The following is an 18,809-nucleotide window of genomic DNA, read 5'->3' on the forward strand; positions in this document are numbered from 1 at the left end:
GGCCCCTGACATGACCACTACCACTCGTATCGAACGACACCACTACGACGTCGTCGTCATCGGGGCCGGCGGCGCCGGTCTGCGCGCGGCCATCGAGGCCCGCCTCGCCGGCAAGAAGACGGCGATCATCTCGAAGTCGCTGTTCGGCAAGGCGCACACGGTGATGGCCGAGGGCGGCGCCGCCGCCGCGATGGGCAACGTGAACAGCCGTGACAACTGGCAGGTGCACTTCCGCGACACCATGCGCGGCGGCAAGTTCCTCAACAACTTCCGGATGGCCGAGCTGCACGCGAAGGAGTCGCCGCAGCGGATCTGGGAGCTGGAGACGTACGGCGCGCTCTTCGACCGTACGAAGGACGGCAAGATCTCCCAGCGCAACTTCGGTGGGCACGAGTACCCCCGGCTGGCGCACGTGGGCGACCGGACCGGTCTGGAGCTGATCCGCACCCTCCAGCAGAAGATCGTCTCGCTGCAACAGGAGGACAAGCGCGAGTTCGGCTCGTACGACGCCCGGATCAGGGTCTTCTCCGAGACGACCATCACCGAGTTGGTGCTCGACGGCGACCGGGTAGCGGGCGCGTTCGGCTACTACCGCGAGTCCGGCGAGTTCATCCTCTTCGAGGCGCCGGCGGTGGTGCTGGCCACCGGCGGTGTCGGACGCTCCTACAAGGTCACCTCGAACTCCTGGGAGTACACCGGGGACGGCCACGCGCTGGCGTTGCGCGCCGGGGCGACGCTGATCAACATGGAGTTCCTCCAGTTCCACCCGACCGGCATGGTCTGGCCGCCCTCGGTGAAGGGCATCCTGGTCACCGAGTCGGTCCGTGGCGACGGTGGTGTCCTCAAGAACTCCGAGGGCAAGCGGTTCATGTTCGACTACGTCCCCGACGTCTTCCGCAAGCAGTACGCGGAGACCGAGGAGGAGGCGGACCGCTGGTACACCGACCCGGACAACAACCGGCGTCCACCGGAGCTGCTGCCCCGCGACGAGGTGGCCCGCGCGATCAACAGCGAGGTCAAGGCCGGTCGGGGCTCCCCCGCCGGCGGGGTCTTCCTGGACATCGCGAGCCGGCGCTCCGCCGACGAGATCCGCCGACGGCTGCCCTCGATGTACCACCAGTTCAAGGAGCTGGCCGACGTCGACATCACGGCCGAACCGATGGAGGTCGGGCCGACCTGCCACTACGTGATGGGCGGCGTCGAGGTGGACCCGGATTCGGGTGCCGCCTTCGGCCACGTACGCGGTCTGTTCGCCGCCGGTGAGGTCTCCGGCGGCATGCACGGCTCCAACCGCCTCGGCGGCAACTCCCTGTCCGACCTGCTGGTGTTCGGCAAGCGGGCGGGCGGGCACGCGGCCAGCTACGCCGACGGGCTGTCCGCCCGGCCGAAGGTGGCCGTGGACGCCGTCGAGGCGGCCGTGGAGACCGCCCTCGCCCCGTTGCAGCGGGACACCGGCGAGAGCCCGTACACCCTTCAGCAGGACCTCCAGGCGGTCATGGGGGATCTGGTCGGCATCATCCGGCGCGAGGGCGAGCTGGCCGACGCGCTGGTGCGACTGGCCGAGCTGCGCGAGCGGGTCGCCAAGGTGAGCGCGGCCGGCGGCCGGCGCTACAACCCGGGGTGGCACCTGGCCCTGGACCTGCGCAACATGCTGGTGGTCTCGGAGTGCACCGCGAAGGCGGCGCTGGAGCGGCAGGAGTCGCGCGGCGGGCACACCCGCGAGGACTATCCGGCGATGGAGCCGAAGTGGCGGCAGGTGAACCTCGTCTGCTCCCTGGACGGCGACACCGTGCAGCTGACCCGTAAGCCGCTGCCGACGATGCGGCCGGAGCTGATCGGCCTCTTCGACCGGGCCGAGCTGGCCAAGTACCTCACCGACGAGGAGCTCACCGACTTCGACGCTCTCGTCGCCGACGCTGGAGAGGCGGACAACCGATGAGCGCGAAGCGTCAGTTCCGGATCTGGCGGGGCGACGAGACCGGCGGCGACCTGCAGGACTACATGGTCGAGGTGAACGAGGGCGAGGTCGTCCTCGACGTCATCCACCGCCTGCAGGCCACCGACGCGCCCGACCTGGCCTGCCGGTGGAACTGCAAGGCCGGCAAGTGCGGCTCCTGCTCCATGGAGATCAACGGCAAGCCGCGACTGGGCTGCATGACCCGGATGTCGACCTTCGGCGACGACGAGACGGTCACGGTCACCCCGCTGCGGACCTTCCCGGTCATCCGGGATCTGGTCACCGACGTCTCGTTCAACTACGAGAAGGCGCGGGAGACCCCGGCGTTCGCCCCGCCGGCGGACGTCGCCCCGGGCGACTACCGGATGCAGCAGGTCGACGTCGAGCGCTCGCAGGAGTTCCGCAAGTGCATCGAGTGCTTCCTGTGCCAGACGGTCTGCCACGTGATCCGTGACCACGAGGAGAACAAGCAGGCGTTCTCCGGTCCGCGGTACTTCATCCGGGCGGCCGAGCTGGACATGCACCCGCTGGACGCCCGGACCGACCGCAAGGAGTACGCACAAGCCGAACAGGGCCTCGGTTTCTGCAACATCACCAAGTGCTGCACCGAGGTCTGCCCCGAGCACATCAAGATCACCGACAACGGGATCATCCCCATGAAGGAACGCGTCGTCGACCGCAGGTACGATCCCCTTGTGTGGCTTGGTAGCAAGATCTTCCGTCGGGGCGAGACGCCCCAGACCAGCGTGACCACCGCCCGTCAGGGCTCGGCGACGTCGTCGGGTGCGACCCGGGGCGGGTTGCACTCGCACGCGGGTGGCTCGCACGACCAGCGGGCCGAGGCGCAGGCGCAGGCCGGCGTCAACTGGGACCGGGAGGTGCCCCACCCGACCGCTCCGGCGGTCGACGACCGGGGCCGGCTGCCGCTGACCGAGCTCACCTTCGACCGGCCCGCCGCGCCGTCGCCCTTCGGCGACGACGTGACCTTCCCGCTGCCTCCGGAGCACCTCAACTTCGCGCACCCGGACCAGGACGACAAGCACTAGCAGGACCACCGGATACGGGGGCTGTCGGCATCGCCGACAGCCCCCGCCCCATTCCCCCACCCTGCCAACCAACCCCGCCCCCGCCCTTGCCCCGGTTGATCATGAAGTTATTGCCCCGACACGCCGGCGGGAAGGGCAATAACTTCATGATCAACGGGGTGGGGCGGGGGTTAGGGGGTTTTCAGGTGGGGGTGTAGGGCGGCCACGATGGGGGCGTCGGCGGGGAGCCAGGTGACCGAGTCCAGTTCGTCAATGGTCAACCAGCGCAGCGCCTGGTGCTCCAGTGCCTGCGGTTCGTCACCGTGGAGCAGGCGGGCGGCGTACACCTTGAGCACCGACCGGCCGTGGGCCATCCGGACGTTGCGGCCGACCCGGGCGCCGACCTCGACGCGTACGGCCAACTCCTCGGCGCACTCCCGGATCAGCGCGTCGGTCTCGGCCTCACCGGGCTCAACCTTCCCACCAGGGAACTCCCACATGCCGGCCACCTCCGGCGGGGCGGAGCGCGCACAGGCGAGCACCCGTCCGTCCCGGATGATCGCCGCTCCCACGATCACCTTCAGGTCCCGTCGCTGGGCCTGCCCGCCACCATTAGCCCGTTCGGTCTGCACGGGCGTCCAGGGTGCCAGATCAATCGGCGGTTTGGGTACCGACACCGTCCGCTAGGCCAATAGAACACGGAAGTGTGGGCGTGGACACCCCTACCGAGCGACGACAGACTAGAAGGCACCGACAAGACACGGGATGGCGACGATTTGGCCACAAGCCGGCAACGGCGCTTGGGGGGTGCGGTAATGCGCGTGCTGTTCAGCAGCCGAGCCAAACACGACTACCTTTCCGACGCGTTGACCTTGCTATCTGGTTGGACGCGGGACGGTGAGCAGATCCGGCGCACGCTGGTGATCGACGATACCCAACACGCGGCCCTGACTGAACGGGTCAAGGTTGTGGCGGACGCCCTGCATCTACGTCCCGAGATAAGCCGCCGGTCCGACAGCACCCTGATCCGGGTCGGGCACGGCAACGGTGACCCCCTGACCGAGGGTGAGGTCCTGCTGGCCGCCCGTATCGAGGACGCCTACCGGGCGGTCACCGAGTCCTGACGAGCCGGCGCGGTGGCGCCGGTTTCCTAACCTGGATCGCATGGCGAACATCGCGTACGACCGCAAGGAGCAGGTCCAGCAGATCGAAAGTGGGCTGCTCGACGGCGAGCAGATCATCGCCGTCTACGACGCCGTCGGCACCGGCACCGGGTTCATCGGGCTGACCGACCGGCGCGTGATCATCCAGGACCGCTCCTTCGTCGGTAAGCGGTATGCGATCACCAGCATCCCGTACTCGAAGATCACCAGCGTGAGCGTGGTCAGCAACAAGTCCTGGGGTGGGTCGTTCTTCTCCACCGGCGCGATCGCGATCCACGTCGGCACGCACACCTACGAGGTGGAGTTCCGCGGCGCGCAGAAGAGCCACCACGTGCACAACGTGATCCTGCACCACATCTCCTGACGATCCTTCGACCAGGAGCCCGGCGGGCGTAAATGCCTTGCCGGGCTCCCGGCGTCTCTGGTGTCCTCGGTGCACAGCCGCCCGAAGGGAGCAGTGCCATGCCCAACACGACGAAGTCCCCCCGACCGAACGTCATCCGACTTGAGGAAACGAGGCTTCGTGAGCAGAACTGCTCCGCAGAGGACACCCGTCACTGAGCACAACCCCGGAGGCCGCTGATGTCGGTCTTCGACGATCCGGGCCTCTTCGGCCGGCTGTGGGCTGCCGGATACGACAGCCCCGGCAACCCCGACCCGGCGCCCGCCGTGGACTTCCTGGCCGATCTGGCCGACGGCGGTCCGGTCCTGGAACTGGCGATCGGCACCGGCCGGGTCGCACTGCCACTGGCCGAGCGCGGCCTCACCGTGCACGGCATCGAGGCGTCCGACGAGATGCTGGCGCTGATGCGGGCCAAGCCCGGTGGCGACCAGATCCCGACGGTCGTCGGTGACATGGCGGACGTGGGCGTAGAGGGCCCGTTCCGCCTGGCGTACCTGGTCTTCAACACGCTGTTCAACCTGGTGGACGCCGAGCGGCAGGCGGACCTGTTCCGCAACGTCGCCCGGGTGCTGTCGCCGGGCGGGGCGTTCGTCATCGAGACGTTCGTCCCCGACCCGAGCGGTTTCGACGCGGACGAGCAGTTACAGGTCCGCGAGGTGACCGAGGACTCCGTGACGATCCGGGTGCACCGGTACGACCGGCCAGCGCAGCGGTTCATCCGGCAGACCATCACCTTCGACGGCAACGGTGTGCACCTGAAGCCGTTCGCGATGCGATACGCCTGGCCGCACCAGATCGACGAGATGGCCCGGCAGGCGGGCCTTGCGCTCACCGAGCGGTACGCCGACTGGCACCGGCAGCCGTTCACGGCGGAGAGTCCGTCACACATCTCGGTCTACCGGGCGCGGTAGCGGTCGGTCGACTCGGGTCCCCCGTGGACGTCCACGGGGGACCCGAGTCGATCCCGCCGAGCGCCTTGCGCGCTGGGCTGATTCTGCTGGCAGCAGTACCTGCTGGCGGATGGCGTCGATGCCCGGTCGACTGCTCTCATGCCCCGTTTTCCGCGTACCTCGCCGTACTGGCCGGTGGTCAGTCATCCCCTGCTGCGGCGCGTACTACCCGGGTTGGCCGTGTCCGCTCTCGGCGACGGCATGGCGGTGGTCGCGGTGCCCTGGCTGGCCAGGCAGCTCGCACCAACCGGTCAGCACGGTCTCTGGATCGCGGTCGCGGTGGCCGCGTACACCCTTCCCAGCGCTGTCGGAACGCTGGCGTTCGGTCGGCTGCTGCGCGGGCGCGGCGGCGCCCGGCTCGCCGGGTGGGACGCGATCCTGCGGGCTGCCGCGCTCGCCGCGATCCCGATCGCGTATCTGACCGGCACGCTGACGATCGGGTTGTACGCCGTCCTGCTCGCCGCCTCCGCCCTCCTGCACTCGTGGGGTTCGGCCGGACGGTTCACCCTGATCGCCGAGTTGCTGCCGCAGCGACACCATCTGCCGGCGAACGCGGTCCTCACCACCATCTCCGGCTTCGCCACCGTCGTCGGCCCACCGCTGGCCGGCATCCTGATCGGCTGGGTGGGGCCGGTGTGGGTCATCGCCGCCGACGCCGCCACGTTCGCGGTGCTGGCGCTCACCTATCGGCTCGCGCTGCCCGCCACCGGAACAATCCGTCGGTACGAGCACAGCGCCCCGCGCACCGCAGGTTTCGCGTTCATCCGCCGTCAGCCCACGCTGCTGGGCCTGCTGGTGCTGAGCGTCGCATTCTTCTTCCTGTTCGGCCCGGTGTACGTCGCGATGCCGTTGCACGTCACCGACGACCTGCGAGGTTCCGCGACGCTGCTCGGCGCGTACTACACCGCTTTCGGCATCGGTGGCCTCCTCGGCGGTGTGGTCGCCGGCCACCTCCGGCACTGGCCGCTGCGCGCGACGATCATCGGGATCGTCATCGGGTTCGGCGTCGCCATGCTGCCACTCGGCGTGGGGGCGCCCGTCGGATTGTCCCTGCCGGCCTTCGCGCTGGCGGGCCTGATCTGGGCGCCGTACATGTCCATGTCGATGGCGCTATACCAGCGCAGCGCGTCGACCGGGCAACTCCCCGCCGTACTTGCCGCGAACAGCGCCGTGCTTGTTCTCGCGGTGCCTCTGGGCACCATGCTCGGCGGCCCGCTGGTCGGCGCCATCGGTCCCCGCCCGACGCTGCTCCTCAGCAGTACTGCGATTCTGGCGCTCGGGCTGGCCGCGGCAGGGTTCGCCATGCTGCGGCAGAGTACGCCGAGTCCCGTCAGAGTGCCCCGCCGGTCCAGCTCGCGGCCCTGGCGCTCACAAGGCGAGCGCGAGGCCGAGACCGACCAGCACTGACACGGCGGCGCCGGATCGAGAAACCCGTGCAGCCCTGACGGAGGCCGTCGGCGACCGTCAGAGTCGGCGGGCGCGAAGGACACCGGTCAGCATCGGCAGGGTGAAGTCGCCCTCGGCGGTCTCGGCCATTCCGCCCAGGAACTCGCGGATCCGGTCGAGCGTGGCCGTCCGCTCCGGTTCCGGCATGACCAGCAACCCGGCCCGGGTCGCGAGCGTCGCGACCAGGGAGTCGGCGCTCCGGCGCTGCCCGTGGGGAAACTCGGCCTGCTCGGGCGTACCGAATCGGTCGGCAGTTCCGTTGCCCGGCCTGAGCAGGCCTGCCGTCGCCGCGCGCCAACTGCTTAAGGTGTCACGCGGGCCGATGGCCGCGCTCCCGCTGACCCGTTCGAGGGCTGCCACCCAGTCCACCCGGTCGTCCATCACGTTCCACAGACCGGCCAGGATGCCGCCGGGCGTCAGGACCCGGGCGATCTCCGGCCCCGCGACGGTCATGTCGAACCAGTGCAGGGCGTTGCCGGCCAGCACCGCGTCGACGGACGCGTCCGGCAGGGGGATCGCCTCCGCGCTACCGGGGAGGGCCCGTACGGTCGGCAACGCCCGGCCCAGCTCGGTGAGCATCGCCGGGTCGGGCTCCACCGCCACGACGTCGACACCGAGCGCGATCAGCGTGGCGGACAGCTTGCCGGTGCCGGCGCCGAGATCGAGGACTCGCGAGCCGGGCGCGACCTCGAGCGCCCACCGCGCCGCGGCCTGCGCGTAGTCCGGGCGATGCCGGGCGTACGCGGACGCCGCCGTACCGAACGACGAGCTGAGCACCATCGATTTCACGTCCTTCGATTGTCGGTGTCCGCATCATCCCTCGGATCCTGGATGTCGGGGTGTCCCGATCGACCGGACACCCCGACATCCAAGACGCCGGAGGCGCAGATCTGCCGTGGTCAGCAGCAGTGTGAGCCGACTCCGCTGGCCACCGGTTCGGTGTCGGTGGCCTTGGTGAGCGTGTCGGCGTCGGCCTTGACGGTGTAGACCTCCCAGCGCTCGGCACCGGGGCCGCGGACCCAGACCTTGTCCTGCAGCGCGTAGCAGCATTCGGTGTCGTTCTCCTCCAGCGTGATCAGGCCGGAGTCGGTGAGGCGCCTGGTGGCGGCGGTGACGTCGTCGGTGCTGAACACCTCGACACCCAGGTGATCCAGCGCGGTGGGCTGGTCGGCCTCGCCCTCGATGAGGACGAGCTTCAGCGGCGGGTTCTCGACGGCGAAGTTGGCGTAGCCGGGCCGACGCTTGGCCGGGTCGACGCCGAACAGCTTCGAGTAGAACGCGATCGAGCCGTCGAGGTCGGACACGCGCAGAGCGAGCTGAACACGGGACATGGGAATCCTCCTGCTGGGGCGAACTGCTGTCTAGACGGATTTCGAAGCAACCCCACCGTTGCAGCCTGATTCGATGTCTGTCAAGGTAGATGAGTGCCGAAACAGAATTTGCCGGTCGTGGACCTGCAAGCGGTAGCCTGCTGTGCGCCGCTGGCGGCCCGCCCGATGGACGCCGAACAGGCGGCGGTGGTCGCGCCGATGTTCAAGGCCCTCGGTGACCCGGTCCGACTGCGATTGATGTCGATGATCGCGTCGGTGCCGGAGATCTGCGTGTGCGACCTGACCCCGGCGTTCGACCTGTCCGGGCCGACCATCTCCCACCACCTCAAGGTGCTGCGGGAAGCCGGCCTCGTCGACTCCGAACGTCGCGGCACCTGGGTGTGGTACAGGGTGGAGCCCGAGGCGTTCCGTCAGCTCGGCGTACTGCTCGATCTGCCGACCACTCCTGCCACCGCGTGAGCCGCAACCTCACCCGCCGGGCCTCGGCCGAGTTCGCCGGCACCGCACTCCTCGTCGCCGCCGTCGTCGGGTCCGGGATCGCCGCGGCTCGCCTCTCCCCCGGTGACGTCGGGCTCCAACTACTGGAGAACGCGATCGCCACCGCGTTCGCGCTGGGCGCGCTGATCCTCGTGTTCGGGCCGGTGTCCGGCGCGCACCTCAACCCCGTCGTGTCCGCCGTCGACTGGTGGCTCGGCCGCCGCGCCGGCACCGGCCTGACCGTCCCCGACCTCGTCGCCTACACCGCCGCGCAGGTCACCGGCGCGGTCGCCGGATCCGTGCTGGCGAACCTGATGTTCGACCTGCCGGCGGTCACCTGGTCACACACCGAGCGCACCGGCGCGAACCTGTGGCTCGCCGAGATCGTCGCCACCGCCGGCCTGGTCGTCCTGGTCTTCGCCCTCGCCCGCAGCGGCCGGACCGCCACCGCGCCCGCCGCCGTCGGCGCCTACATCGGGGCGGCCTACTGGTTCACCTCGTCCACGTCGTTCGCGAACCCCGCCGTCACCATCGGCCGGGCCTTCACCGACACCTTCGCCGGAATCGCCCCCACCTCGGTGCCCGGCTTCGTGGCCGCCCAGCTCGTCGGCGGCCTGGTCGGCGTCGCCGCGCTCGCCGCCTGGTACCCCCACGCCGGAGACGTCGCTGGCGACGTCCTCGTACCCCACCTCACCGAGGAGACAGAAGCCCGATGAGCGACAAGCCCAGCGTCCTGTTCGTGTGCGTGCACAACGCCGGCCGCTCACAGATGGCCGCCGGCTGGCTCCGCCACCTCGCCGGGGACACCGTCGAGGTCCGCAGCGCCGGCAGCGAACCCGCCGAGACGATCAACCCGGTCGCCGTCGACGCCATGCGCGAGGTCGGCATCGACATCACCGACCAGACCCCGGTCCGACTCACCTGGGACGCCGCCGAAGCCAGCGACGTCATCGTCACCATGGGCTGCGGCGACGCCTGCCCCGTCTTCCCCGGCAAACGCTACGAAGACTGGAAACTCACCGACCCGGCCGGGCAATCCATCGACGTCGTCCGCGAGGTCCGCGACGACATCAAGGGTCGCGTCGACGCCCTGCTACGAGAGCTACGCCCCTGACGCCGCCACCGCGCAGGGAAGGCCCGACAGCTACATTGTCGCCACCAACACTGCCGATCATGGGGGCGTCTTGGCCAGGAACGACGATGGTGCGGGCCGCGGCAGGAACGCGCTCAGGAACCTGTTCGCGATCGGCGGTCTCAGCGGGATCGCTCTGATCGCCATCGTGGCGCTCATCGTGCTCCTCTGTTGCGCCCCCTGCCTCTGGTACCGGTCCCTGTCGCCAGACCTGCCCTTCAACTGAGGAATCCTCGGATCCGCTTCTCAGGCGGTGTCTTGACCGTCGGCGAGCGCTCGTAGCGGCGTCAGCGCCTCGCGTCCTTCACCGTCGTTGCCCCTCGCCGACCCTCGTATCGGGGCACCTCACGGGCACGCGACTGGTAAGACCGGGGCCACAGGTGCTGCTTACGCAGGGCAGCGAGGGTGTGACCGTCGATGTATCTTCGGCGGCATGGGTGGAGGCCGGAAGCCTGGTAGCCGTAGTAGGCGACGGCAGGTCAGCGAGGATGAGCGCGCTGCGGCGGTGGAGGCTTACAAGGAGTCGGTCGCCCGGTTGCAGCACACCGCCTATCGGAACATGCGGCAGGTCGTCGCCTACGCGACGATCTTTGTCGCGGTCATGGCCACGTGGATGGTGTTCATCGGCCAGCCCACGCCGGCTACTTTCCCGTGGTACGCGATCGCGATCCTCAGCGGCGCATTGGGCCTGTCTACCTACGTCATCAGTGAACCGCGTCCGCGGCTCTACGTGCTCGCCGCCGCTGTCGTCTTCGCTGTTGTGGGCGTGACCGGCGTCTTCGTTACGGACTAGGCGCTAACTATGACGTTGTCCGTCGAGCCGGAAGCTTTGGTCAGCTTCGCCCGCCAGGTCGATCGTGGTGCCGCCGATGTGTGGGAGGTGCGCAGCTACCTCAACCGCCATGCCGACGTGGCCACGGGAGGCGAGCATCTGAAGATCGCCAAAGCCGCACATGAGCAAGCGGTCGAGGTCATAGACAGCACTCTCAAGCGACTCGCCTGCCTTCTGGAGAACTCCGCCCCCGAGCTGCGGGCTGCCGCTGGCTACTACCGCGCAACTGACCTGGCCAACGCCGACCGCCTTGAGCTCACCCTGCCGCCAGCGGGCGACCGGTGCATCACTGCCCTTGAACTGGAATTGGCGAACAACCCCTGCGCTCCCGCAAACTTCGTCGACGTGCGCGACGTGCGCGGCCACCTTGACACGCCGGGCGACCCGGACAAGCCCCCGAACGCGCTGGGTTGGATGGACTACGTCAGCCCGTCGAACTGGCTCAACGAAGTGTTCAACAACATCTTCGGCTTCGACCCCATCGGTAGGCTCCAAAGCCAGGTCTCCGGGGACTGGGAAGCCCTGGCCAAGATGGGCCCGGTTGTCGACAACATCGGGGCCGCCCTGCATGACCTCGCCTACAACCTCCAGTCCGGTACCACGACCCTGCGTCCCTTGTGGCAGGGCGTCGCAGGCGACGGAGCTTTCCGCTACTTCACGACCACTGCCAACGCCACCGCTGACCTCCGCACTCCCCTGTCCGCAATCAGCAAGGCGTACCGGGGCATGGCCGACGCCGTCTGGTCCGCCGGGGAAGCCCTCGGCGGCATTGTCAAAAGTTTCATCGACGGCGCCATCATCATTGGCGTCAGCGCTGCCGCCGGCACCGCCACCGCAGCAAGCGGGGTCGGCGCGATCGTCGGTTACGGCGTCGCGGCCGCAGAAGTCGCCGACATGTTCCGACTCTGGGGCGAAGCAACCAAACTCTCCCAGCAGATCGCCGCCGCCGTCCTCACGTTCCGCGCCATACTCAGCCGCGAACTCAGCGACCTCGACGCCGTCGCCCTCCCCGCGCTCCCCGACGGCGGCCGCTATGACCACCCCCTCGCAGGCGTGAAGGCATAAGACTTCGTGGACAACCTAGACGACATCGGCAGCGGCGACGAGAAACAAGCCCATGCCCTCCGCCGCATCCTCGACCACCTGGCGCGCAGTGAGAATCCCCTACTCAGCGAGATGGCCACCGCCGTCCAATCCGGTCAACTCACCCTGCGCCAAGCAGCCACGAGCCCGGCCTACAGCGCTGAGCTAACAACACCCTTCCAGACCTTCTGGAACGCCTATCAGAAGATGACCCCGGAAGAGCGTGAAGATCTCGCCTCTAGTTACTTGCCGCCCGAGTGACGCTCCATCTCGATCCGCCTATGGATATCAACCCCGACCCCTTGACCCCCAGGCAACCAACACACCCTTGCCACCTGCCGAACGTGCACATCGCGTTGGCCGAGTGCCGCCAGCTCGACGTGACGCCCGGCGCGGGCGAGCAGGTCCATGTGCCACAGGTGTGCGTTATGGCGCTCGTAGTCGGTGCTGTAGCACTACGCGGCAGCACCGACTACCGCGATTGCCTGGTGAGCGCCGAAACGCGCTTTCATCAGCGACCGGAAGCCCAGGTTGTTGCCGATGATCTTCCGGAGGTTGCTGTAGACGCCGGCGGGGTCCTTCAGCCGAGTGAGGCGAGGGCCCGATGCAGGCGGCCGTGCGGTACTGATTTGTCTATTCTATCGAGAGCGGGTCGTGGTCTACTCGGGCACGGGAATCCGTGCCCGAGTAGACGTCACCACATCGTCAGCTGGTCACCGGCGGTCGGACTTGTCAACCGCCTCTGGCGCTGGTCAGGCGCGCACGAACTGCCACTGTTGGTTGGTCCCGTTGTTGGCGGTCCACTGTACGACCTGCGCGCCGTCACTGGTCGCTGCGGCGTAGACGTCGGCTGCCAGGCCGCTGGCCTGGTTGACGATGGTGTAGTAGCCGTCGCCGGTAGGCCGCAGGTACCACGACTGGTTGGTGCCGCCGTTGGCCGACCACTGTTGCAGTTGCAGGCCCGTCGTGGTGCTGCCGGCGTTGACGTCGAGCATCTTTCCGGAGGCGGTGTAGCGCAGGGTGTACGCGTCCTGGGTGGTGCTGATCGTCCAGGTGGGGGTGCCGCTCTGCTGGACCGCCTTGGCGCCGTCGGCGGTGGAGTTGCCGGCGATGGCGAGGGGCTTGCCGCTGTTGCGGTTGACGATGCGGTAGGTGCCTGCTGCCGGCCCGGTTCCACCGCTTCCGCCGAGGTTGAGGTATTCGGCGGAGTCGGTGAAGACGGTGCTGCCGGACTTGGCGGTCGACAGTTGCAGGTACACGCGGCTGCCGGTGGCGGGGGCGGTGAAGGACACCGGTTGGGTGACCCGCGAGCCGAGTGGGACGGTCAGGGTGCTGTTGCCGGACGCGACGACCGTACCGGTCGGGCTGTCGAGCCGGGCGGTCCAGGTGAAGCCCACCGAGGTGTTGGTGAGGTCGTCGTTGAACACGGTGATGTTGCGGGTCACCGTGGCGTTGCGGGCGTAGCTGGGCACCGCCTGCGCCAGCGGGAAGCTGCCGTTCGAGTCCGAATTGCCGGAGGCGGACCAGTACGGGAGGTCGATCGCGGCCACCGGGTTGAACGCCGCCTGCACACGCTGGATCTGCGCGTTGCTCCACGGGTCGGGCAGGTTGTCCGCGCCGTAGACCGGGCGAGTGTTCTCCTCCGTGGTGAAGTCGGTGGTTCGCACGCCGGGTACGACGCTGGCCCAGGCGGAGAGCAGCGTGTACGGGCGTAGGTCGCTGGCGTCCTTGCCGCGCTTGGCGGCAGTCGCGGTGGCGAACCATGTGAAGCCCTGCTTGGTGCTGCAGGCGGGCCAGATGTACTCGCCTTCGCCGTCCGGGCGCCCGGTGTGGCGATTCAGGGCCTCGCCGTAGCGGCCGACGCCGTCCAGGTAGTGCGCGAAGATGGTGAAGTTGGGGTAGGTCATGGCCGGGTACCGGCTGGGCGAGTCCGCGCCAATGCCGGCGTCGATGCTGATCGGCCGGGTGCCGTCGTTGCCGTTCATCGCCGCGTACAGGTCCTGTTGGAACTGCTGCGAGTCGTTGCTGTTGGAGCTGGGCTCGTTGATCTGACTCCAGCGGATGATCGCCGGATGGTTGCGGTCGCGCAGGGTCAGCGCACGAGCGTGGGCCACCATGTTGGTGCGTCCGGACACGAAGTCCTGGGAACCACTGCGGATGGCCGTCTCGTCGATGACCATCAGGCCCATCTCGTCGGCCACGTCGAGCATGTACGGGCTGGCCGGTTCCATGTGCATGCGTACCACGTTGTAGTTGAGACGCTGGTAGTTGTCCACCGCCTGCGGCCAGCCGCCGTTGCCAGACGACGGCGGCAGGAAGCCGGGCAGGGTGTCGTACGCGTCGCCCTTCCCGCCGTTGTTGACCCGGTCGTAGTCGGCGCCCTGCAGGCTGTCGCCGCGGAAGTTCACCCGCACGCCGTTGAGGTAGTAGTACTCGCTGTTCTGCGTGCTCTCCCGGAACCCGAAGCGGTACGTGGCGTCACTGGTGCGGCCGTCGTCAGCGGTGGCGTGGATCGCCAGGCGGTGCAGTTGGGCCCGGTACCCGGACCGGTACGGCACGTTGGGCCACCAGTACGAGGTGACGCCGAGGTCCCACGCCACGGGGCCCACCGTGACCTTCGCCGTCGAACGGGCCGCCACCGTCACGCTCTGCTGCGGCAACTGTGGGTAGCTGAAAGAGCCCGCGCCGTCGGACGTGATCGACCCGCCCAGGGTGACCGTTCTGGTCGCGGCCGAGGAGTTGGTCACCGACACGTCGTAGCTGAGGGTGCGGTTCGCCACCGAGGTACGGACGAACGCGTCGCTGACGTACACCGCCGGGTACACCCGCAGGGACGCGGACCGGTAGATGCCCTGCGGTACCGCCTCGGACCAGTCGGCCGCGATCGGGACCAGGTACTTGCCGTCGGACGACCGCAACGCACCGCGGCCCTTCACCTGCACGCTGATCGTGTGGGTGGTGCCCGGTGCGGCGTAGCTACTGATGTCGAAGTTCGACGGGGTGAACGCCGTCGTCTTGGTCGCCACCACCCGGCCGTCGACCGACAGTGTCGCCTGGTGGTTGACGGCGCCGAACTCGATCCAGGTCGACTGCGGCTGCCCCGAGTCCGGCACGGTGATGCTGCGCGAGTACACCGCCTCGTTCACGTCGGTGAAGCCCTGCTTGTACCAGCCGCCACCGGGCACCGCGATCGACGTCGTTCCCCGACCCGCGGGCGTGAAGCTCCACGTCCCGCTCAGATCGACCGAGGCGATCGCAGCGCTACCGGCCGCCACACCGTCAACTCCGGCGGCCGCGACACTCTGCGTCGCGACCGGCACGGCCAGGGCCGACCCGGGAGTCGCCAGGGTCAGGCCACCCAGCGTCAGGGGCAGGGCGAGCGCCACGGCCGCGGCCAGCCCTCTGGCCAACGCCGACAATCGGCCACCCCAGCGGACGTTCGTACGATGCACGGCAACCTCCTGTGACTCACCCAGCAGCCTTACAACTCCGGGTCAAGGCTTCGCTGCTGGCAGTAGTCGAATCGATTCGACGGTCCGCCAGGGGCGTCGGTCACCCGGGAGGGTGAACACGGCCGACACGTAGATGTGATTAACCGGCAACATGGGCACTGAGTCAAGGATTTGGACTCATCTATCTTGTGCCGAAGCCTGTAATTCCATCAATGCCGACAAAAGCCGCAGCAAAGATAGGATGAAAGGCCGGTCGGCACCACCGTCGACGCCGGGGTCACCGGCTTCACACTGCACGACCTACGCCACTAGACAGCCACCTGTGGCCGACGGTCGAGGATCGGACCCGCGAAGCGACGGCCGCTCTGATGACCGAAACGCTGGGTCTCGCCGAACGGCCTGCGGACTCCCTGCGGACCAAGGAGGCGTGACGTAGCCCGTGAACTGCGCGAACGCGGCCCACCTAGACGTTGAAGCGGAACTCCACGACGTCGCCGTCCTGCATGACGTACTCCTTGCCCTCGATGCGGACCCTGCCCGCCGCCTTGGCCGCCGCCATCGAGCCGGCCTCGACCAGGTCGCCGTAGGAGACCACCTCGGCCTTGATGAAGCCGCGCTGGAAGTCGCTGTGGATGACACCCGCAGCCTCCGGCGCGGTCGCGCCGACCGGGACGGTCCAGGCCCGGGCCTCCTTGGGGCCGGCCGTGAGGTACGTCTGGAGCCCGAGCGTACGGAAGCCGACGCGGACGAGCTGGTTGAGGCCGGGCTCGTTCTGGCCGATCGACTCCAGCAGCTCGCGAGCCTCCTCCTCGGGCAGGTCCACCAGCTCGGATTCGATCTTGGCGTCCATGAAGACAGCCTCGGCGGGGGCGACCAGGGCCCGCAGCTCGTCGAGGAACGCCTCGTTGGCGAGTTCGGCCTCGTCGACGTTGAAGACGTACAGGAACGGCTTGGTGGTGAGCAGGTGCAGCTCGCGAAGGTGCTCCAGCTCGATCTTCGCGGCGGCGGCCCCGGAGTAGAGGGTGGTGCCGCCGTCCAGCACCTCGATGGCCTGCTTCGCGGCGGCGACCGCGGCGGCCCGGTCCTTGCGGAGCTTGGCCTCCTTCTCCAACCGGGGCAGCGCCTTGTCCAGGGTCTGCAGGTCGGCGAGGATCAGCTCGGTGTTGATCGTCTCGATGTCGTCGGCCGGGGAGACCTTGCCGTCGACGTGCACCACGTTCGGGTCGGAGAAGGCCCGGACCACCTGGCAGATCGCCGAGGCGTCCCGGATGTTGGCCAGGAACGCGTTGCCCCGCCCCTGCCCCTTCGACGCGCCGCGCACGAGGCCGGCGATGTCGACGAACGACACCGGAGCCGGCAGCACCTTCTGCGAGGAGAAGATCTCGGCGAGCTTGCCCAGCCGCTCGTCGGGCAGCCCGACCACGCCGACGTTGGGCTCGATGGTGGCGAACGGGTAGTTCGCCGCCAGCACGTCGTTCTTGGTCAACGCGTTGAAAAGCGTGCTCTTGCCGACGTTGGGCAGGCCGACGATGCCGATGGTGAGACTCACGACGAGCCAGCTTACGCCGGTGCCGAGCGGACCGGTCCACGCGGCTCCGAATCCACCGCGCCGGACGCGGCCCTGGTCGCCCCTCAGCGCGTCTGCCAAGGTGGCAGACGTGCCGACGTTGCGGTTCCTCATCATGGTCGACGGCCCGCTGACGGCGGCGGAGCTGCTCGACCTGATCCGCGCCCGGCTGCCCGACGCGAAGCCCTACCGCCGGGACTCGGTCGACGCCCGGGCCAACCTGCTGGAGATCAACACCAACGAGGGCGCCGACCCGCAGCTCGCCGCCACCGACGAGGACGGCTATCTCTATTTCCAGTGGCGGGTGGAGGTGACGCCGATGGACCCGTCGGTCGACGAGGCGCAGCAGATCGCCCTGGCCCGGGAGCTGCTGCGGGCGATCGAGGGGCAGCAGGTGCGGGCGACCGTGTGCGCCGCGTTCGAGGATCGGGTCTGACCCGCGCTCACCGGAGCAGGCGGGGCGCGATGACCTCTTCCCGCACACTGCCGTCCGCGCGACGACTCACCTCGTACGCCGAGACGCCCTCGCGGTCGGCGACCGCCTCGACCAGGCGGGTCCCCCGGTAGACCAGGCCGACACCGTCGTCGGTGCAGTGACTGGTCGGCAACGTCCCGTCGCCGACCAGCTCGTGCATCAGCGGCCGGCGCTCACTCTCGCTGTCGTAGTGCACGCCATTGCCGTACGGCAGCCAACCCAACGCCTCCGTGTAGCCCCGCAGACGGGGTCCGAAGCTGTCGGTGGCGCCGCCCACGTGCCAGCAGATCGAGCCGGCCGAGACGCCGGCCAACACCACGCCGGCCTGCCAGCACTCGTGCAGGATCTCGTCCAGCCCGTGCACCCGCCAGACCGCGACGAGATTGGCGACGCTGCCGCCGCCCACCCAGATCGCATCCTGGGCGAGCAGGTGGGCTCGGACGTCGTCGACGTTCGGCATCGGGAACAGCGCCAGGTGCGACAGACGGAACCGCGTGTCGGCGAACGCACCGTAGACAGCGGTGAACGAGGTCGGCTGGTCACCGACGGCCTGCCCGAGGTAGCAGATCCGTGGCTGCGGACCGGCCTCGGCCAACTCGGCGGCCAGCTCGAAGATCGGGCCGGGACGCAGGTCGGACGGCCCCCGGTCACCACGGAAGAAGCCCATGCTGGTGGCGAGGATGGTGGGTTCGCTGGCGGGCATGAGCGATCCTTCCGTCGGTGTGCTCTGCCCTCCATCCTGCCGTAGTCGATCATTGTCCAGGGGCTGTCAGCATTCGGGCGCGTCGACCTGCCCGACCTCCGTCGATCTTCCGACACGGCGTCGGCCCAACCCGCTCAGCCGGCGGGCCGTCGGCCCAACCCGCTCAGCCGGCGCGGCGTTGCCGGGGAATGAGAGCGGGCCGCGCGTTGGCCGGGTCGGCGGTGCCGCTCGACGCGGCCGACGGAGTCGCCTGCGGATCGGGCCGGCGTCTCGCCGCCGCACCTCCGGCGGGAGGCTCGATCTCGGCGGGCAGGTCGTCGCACGGCGGCTCGGACGCGGGCAGTTGCGCGCACGCGGCGCGGGGCAGGGTGAACCGGTCCGCTGCCGCCGGCCCTGCGGAATTCGACTCGCGCAGCATCCAGCGCACCTCGTCCGCCGTCCAGCCGAGGCTGGGCCGGGCCGCGATCTCCGCGATCAGCCGCCGGCCGACGGTCGTGTCGTCGTCGTAGAAACGCATGCACCGGTGATGCGTCCACATGCCGAGCGCCCGCAGGCCGGCCTCGTCGAGCGACCGGACCAGCCGGCCGCAGGCGGTGTCGGCGAACGGCTCCGCCTGGTCGGCGGACCGGTCCCGTTCGATGGCACCGACGGCGGCCGGCGCGACGGCCCGCATCCGGCGGTAGAAGGACTGCACCACGGCGCGGGGCAACGGCGGAATCGAGCCGTGTGTAGACGCCGCCACCCAACCCGCAACGCTCGCCATCGCCGCCCCCCTTCTTGAGTTGGTGGCGAGACGTTACCCGGGACGACCGA

19 protein-coding genes and 1 pseudogene are annotated in these 18,809 nt (G+C 69.0%); 13 read left to right on the top strand and 7 right to left on the bottom strand.

Annotated features, from left to right (window positions below):
• Window positions 1–10: 10 nt before the first annotated feature.
• Together ACIBTX_RS19710 and ACIBTX_RS19715 are read left to right on the top strand one after the other, a co-directional pair.
• Window positions 11–1,939, top strand: coding sequence for a fumarate reductase/succinate dehydrogenase flavoprotein subunit (locus ACIBTX_RS19710; RefSeq protein WP_357126112.1), 1,929 nt, complete (start codon window positions 11–13; stop codon window positions 1,937–1,939).
• Window positions 1,936–3,003 (top strand): succinate dehydrogenase/fumarate reductase iron-sulfur subunit, encoded by a 1,068-nt coding sequence (locus ACIBTX_RS19715; RefSeq protein WP_357126115.1) that lies wholly within the window; start codon window positions 1,936–1,938, stop codon window positions 3,001–3,003. The genes ACIBTX_RS19710 and ACIBTX_RS19715 overlap by 4 nt, the downstream gene beginning before the upstream one ends.
• Before the next feature lie 170 nt (window positions 3,004–3,173).
• Here ACIBTX_RS19715 and ACIBTX_RS19720 read toward each other — a convergent pair whose 3' ends face one another.
• Window positions 3,174–3,614 carry a (deoxy)nucleoside triphosphate pyrophosphohydrolase gene (locus ACIBTX_RS19720; protein ID WP_357126118.1) on the bottom strand — a complete coding sequence of 147 codons (441 nt, stop codon included), beginning with the start codon at window positions 3,612–3,614 and terminating at the stop codon, window positions 3,174–3,176.
• A 183-nt stretch (window positions 3,615–3,797) separates the two neighbouring features.
• Here ACIBTX_RS19720 and ACIBTX_RS19725 point away from each other — a divergent pair, with 183 nt between their 5' ends.
• The 4 genes from ACIBTX_RS19725 to ACIBTX_RS19740 all read left to right on the top strand — a co-directional run bounded on the left by ACIBTX_RS19725 (window position 3,798) and on the right by ACIBTX_RS19740 (window position 6,905).
• A complete protein-coding gene (locus ACIBTX_RS19725) occupies window positions 3,798–4,106 on the top strand; it encodes a 4a-hydroxytetrahydrobiopterin dehydratase (RefSeq protein WP_357126121.1) in 309 nt (102 codons plus the stop codon).
• Window positions 4,107–4,146: 40 nt separating this feature from the next.
• Complete coding sequence (locus tag ACIBTX_RS19730) at window positions 4,147–4,509, top strand: PH domain-containing protein (protein ID WP_355050625.1); 363 nt, start codon at window positions 4,147–4,149, stop codon at window positions 4,507–4,509.
• Window positions 4,510–4,727: 218 nt separating this feature from the next.
• Window positions 4,728–5,459: a class I SAM-dependent methyltransferase gene (locus ACIBTX_RS19735; protein ID WP_357126126.1), complete on the top strand. Its 732-nt coding sequence runs from the start codon at window positions 4,728–4,730 to the stop codon at window positions 5,457–5,459.
• A 138-nt stretch (window positions 5,460–5,597) separates the two neighbouring features.
• Window positions 5,598–6,905: an MFS transporter gene (locus ACIBTX_RS19740; protein WP_357126129.1), complete on the top strand. Its 1,308-nt coding sequence runs from the start codon at window positions 5,598–5,600 to the stop codon at window positions 6,903–6,905.
• Between the two features lie 57 nt (window positions 6,906–6,962).
• Here ACIBTX_RS19740 and ACIBTX_RS19745 read toward each other — a convergent pair whose 3' ends face one another.
• Window positions 6,963–7,724: a class I SAM-dependent methyltransferase gene (locus ACIBTX_RS19745; protein ID WP_357126568.1), complete on the bottom strand. Its 762-nt coding sequence runs from the start codon at window positions 7,722–7,724 to the stop codon at window positions 6,963–6,965.
• A 119-nt stretch (window positions 7,725–7,843) separates the two neighbouring features.
• Entirely contained in the window at window positions 7,844–8,275 is a 432-nt protein-coding gene (locus tag ACIBTX_RS19750) for an ArsI/CadI family heavy metal resistance metalloenzyme (RefSeq protein WP_357126132.1), read from the bottom strand.
• A 93-nt stretch (window positions 8,276–8,368) separates the two neighbouring features.
• On the opposite strand from ACIBTX_RS19750, the gene ACIBTX_RS19755 reads away from it, so the two are divergent.
• From ACIBTX_RS19755 to ACIBTX_RS19780, 6 genes are all read left to right on the top strand, one after another.
• On the top strand, window positions 8,369–8,734 hold the full coding sequence (locus ACIBTX_RS19755) for an ArsR/SmtB family transcription factor (RefSeq protein WP_396832824.1): 366 nt from the start codon (window positions 8,369–8,371) through the stop codon (window positions 8,732–8,734).
• Complete coding sequence (locus tag ACIBTX_RS19760) at window positions 8,731–9,468, top strand: aquaporin (protein WP_396832825.1); 738 nt, start codon at window positions 8,731–8,733, stop codon at window positions 9,466–9,468. The genes ACIBTX_RS19755 and ACIBTX_RS19760 overlap by 4 nt, the downstream gene beginning before the upstream one ends.
• Entirely contained in the window at window positions 9,465–9,866 is a 402-nt protein-coding gene (locus tag ACIBTX_RS19765; RefSeq protein ID WP_357126138.1) for an arsenate reductase ArsC, read from the top strand. The genes ACIBTX_RS19760 and ACIBTX_RS19765 overlap by 4 nt, the downstream gene beginning before the upstream one ends.
• A 523-nt stretch (window positions 9,867–10,389) precedes the next feature.
• Window positions 10,390–10,677 carry a hypothetical protein gene (locus ACIBTX_RS19770; protein ID WP_357392354.1) on the top strand — a complete coding sequence of 96 codons (288 nt, stop codon included), beginning with the start codon at window positions 10,390–10,392 and terminating at the stop codon, window positions 10,675–10,677.
• 9 nt (window positions 10,678–10,686) lie between these two features.
• Window positions 10,687–11,781 carry a hypothetical protein gene (locus ACIBTX_RS19775; RefSeq protein WP_357392353.1) on the top strand — a complete coding sequence of 365 codons (1,095 nt, stop codon included), beginning with the start codon at window positions 10,687–10,689 and terminating at the stop codon, window positions 11,779–11,781.
• A 6-nt stretch (window positions 11,782–11,787) separates the two neighbouring features.
• Window positions 11,788–12,060: a hypothetical protein gene (locus ACIBTX_RS19780; RefSeq protein ID WP_357126149.1), complete on the top strand. Its 273-nt coding sequence runs from the start codon at window positions 11,788–11,790 to the stop codon at window positions 12,058–12,060.
• Window positions 12,061–12,551: 491 nt separating this feature from the next.
• Here the strand turns inward: ACIBTX_RS19780 and ACIBTX_RS19785 are convergent, their stop codons facing one another.
• Together ACIBTX_RS19785 and ychF are read right to left on the bottom strand one after the other, a co-directional pair.
• Window positions 12,552–15,251, bottom strand: coding sequence for an RICIN domain-containing protein (locus tag ACIBTX_RS19785; protein ID WP_396832826.1), 2,700 nt, complete (start codon window positions 15,249–15,251; stop codon window positions 12,552–12,554).
• 463 nt (window positions 15,252–15,714) lie between these two features.
• On the bottom strand, window positions 15,715–16,800 hold the full coding sequence (gene ychF, locus ACIBTX_RS19790) for a redox-regulated ATPase YchF (protein WP_357126155.1): 1,086 nt from the start codon (window positions 16,798–16,800) through the stop codon (window positions 15,715–15,717).
• 109 nt (window positions 16,801–16,909) lie between these two features.
• Here ychF and ACIBTX_RS19795 point away from each other — a divergent pair, with 109 nt between their 5' ends.
• Window positions 16,910–17,254: a hypothetical protein gene (locus ACIBTX_RS19795; protein ID WP_396832827.1), complete on the top strand. Its 345-nt coding sequence runs from the start codon at window positions 16,910–16,912 to the stop codon at window positions 17,252–17,254.
• A gap of 7 nt (window positions 17,255–17,261) precedes the next feature.
• Here ACIBTX_RS19795 and ACIBTX_RS19800 read toward each other — a convergent pair whose 3' ends face one another.
• Window positions 17,262–17,996, bottom strand: coding sequence for a peptidase E (locus tag ACIBTX_RS19800; protein WP_357126161.1), 735 nt, complete (start codon window positions 17,994–17,996; stop codon window positions 17,262–17,264).
• A gap of 250 nt (window positions 17,997–18,246) precedes the next feature.
• A pseudogene (locus ACIBTX_RS19805) lies at window positions 18,247–18,759 on the bottom strand (hypothetical protein); the annotation flags it as partial.
• Window positions 18,760–18,809 lie beyond the last annotated feature (50 nt).

Source organism: Micromonospora sp. NPDC049359 (assembly GCF_044466585.1).
In the GTDB taxonomy this organism is placed as follows: Bacteria; Actinomycetota; Actinomycetes; order Mycobacteriales; family Micromonosporaceae; genus Micromonospora.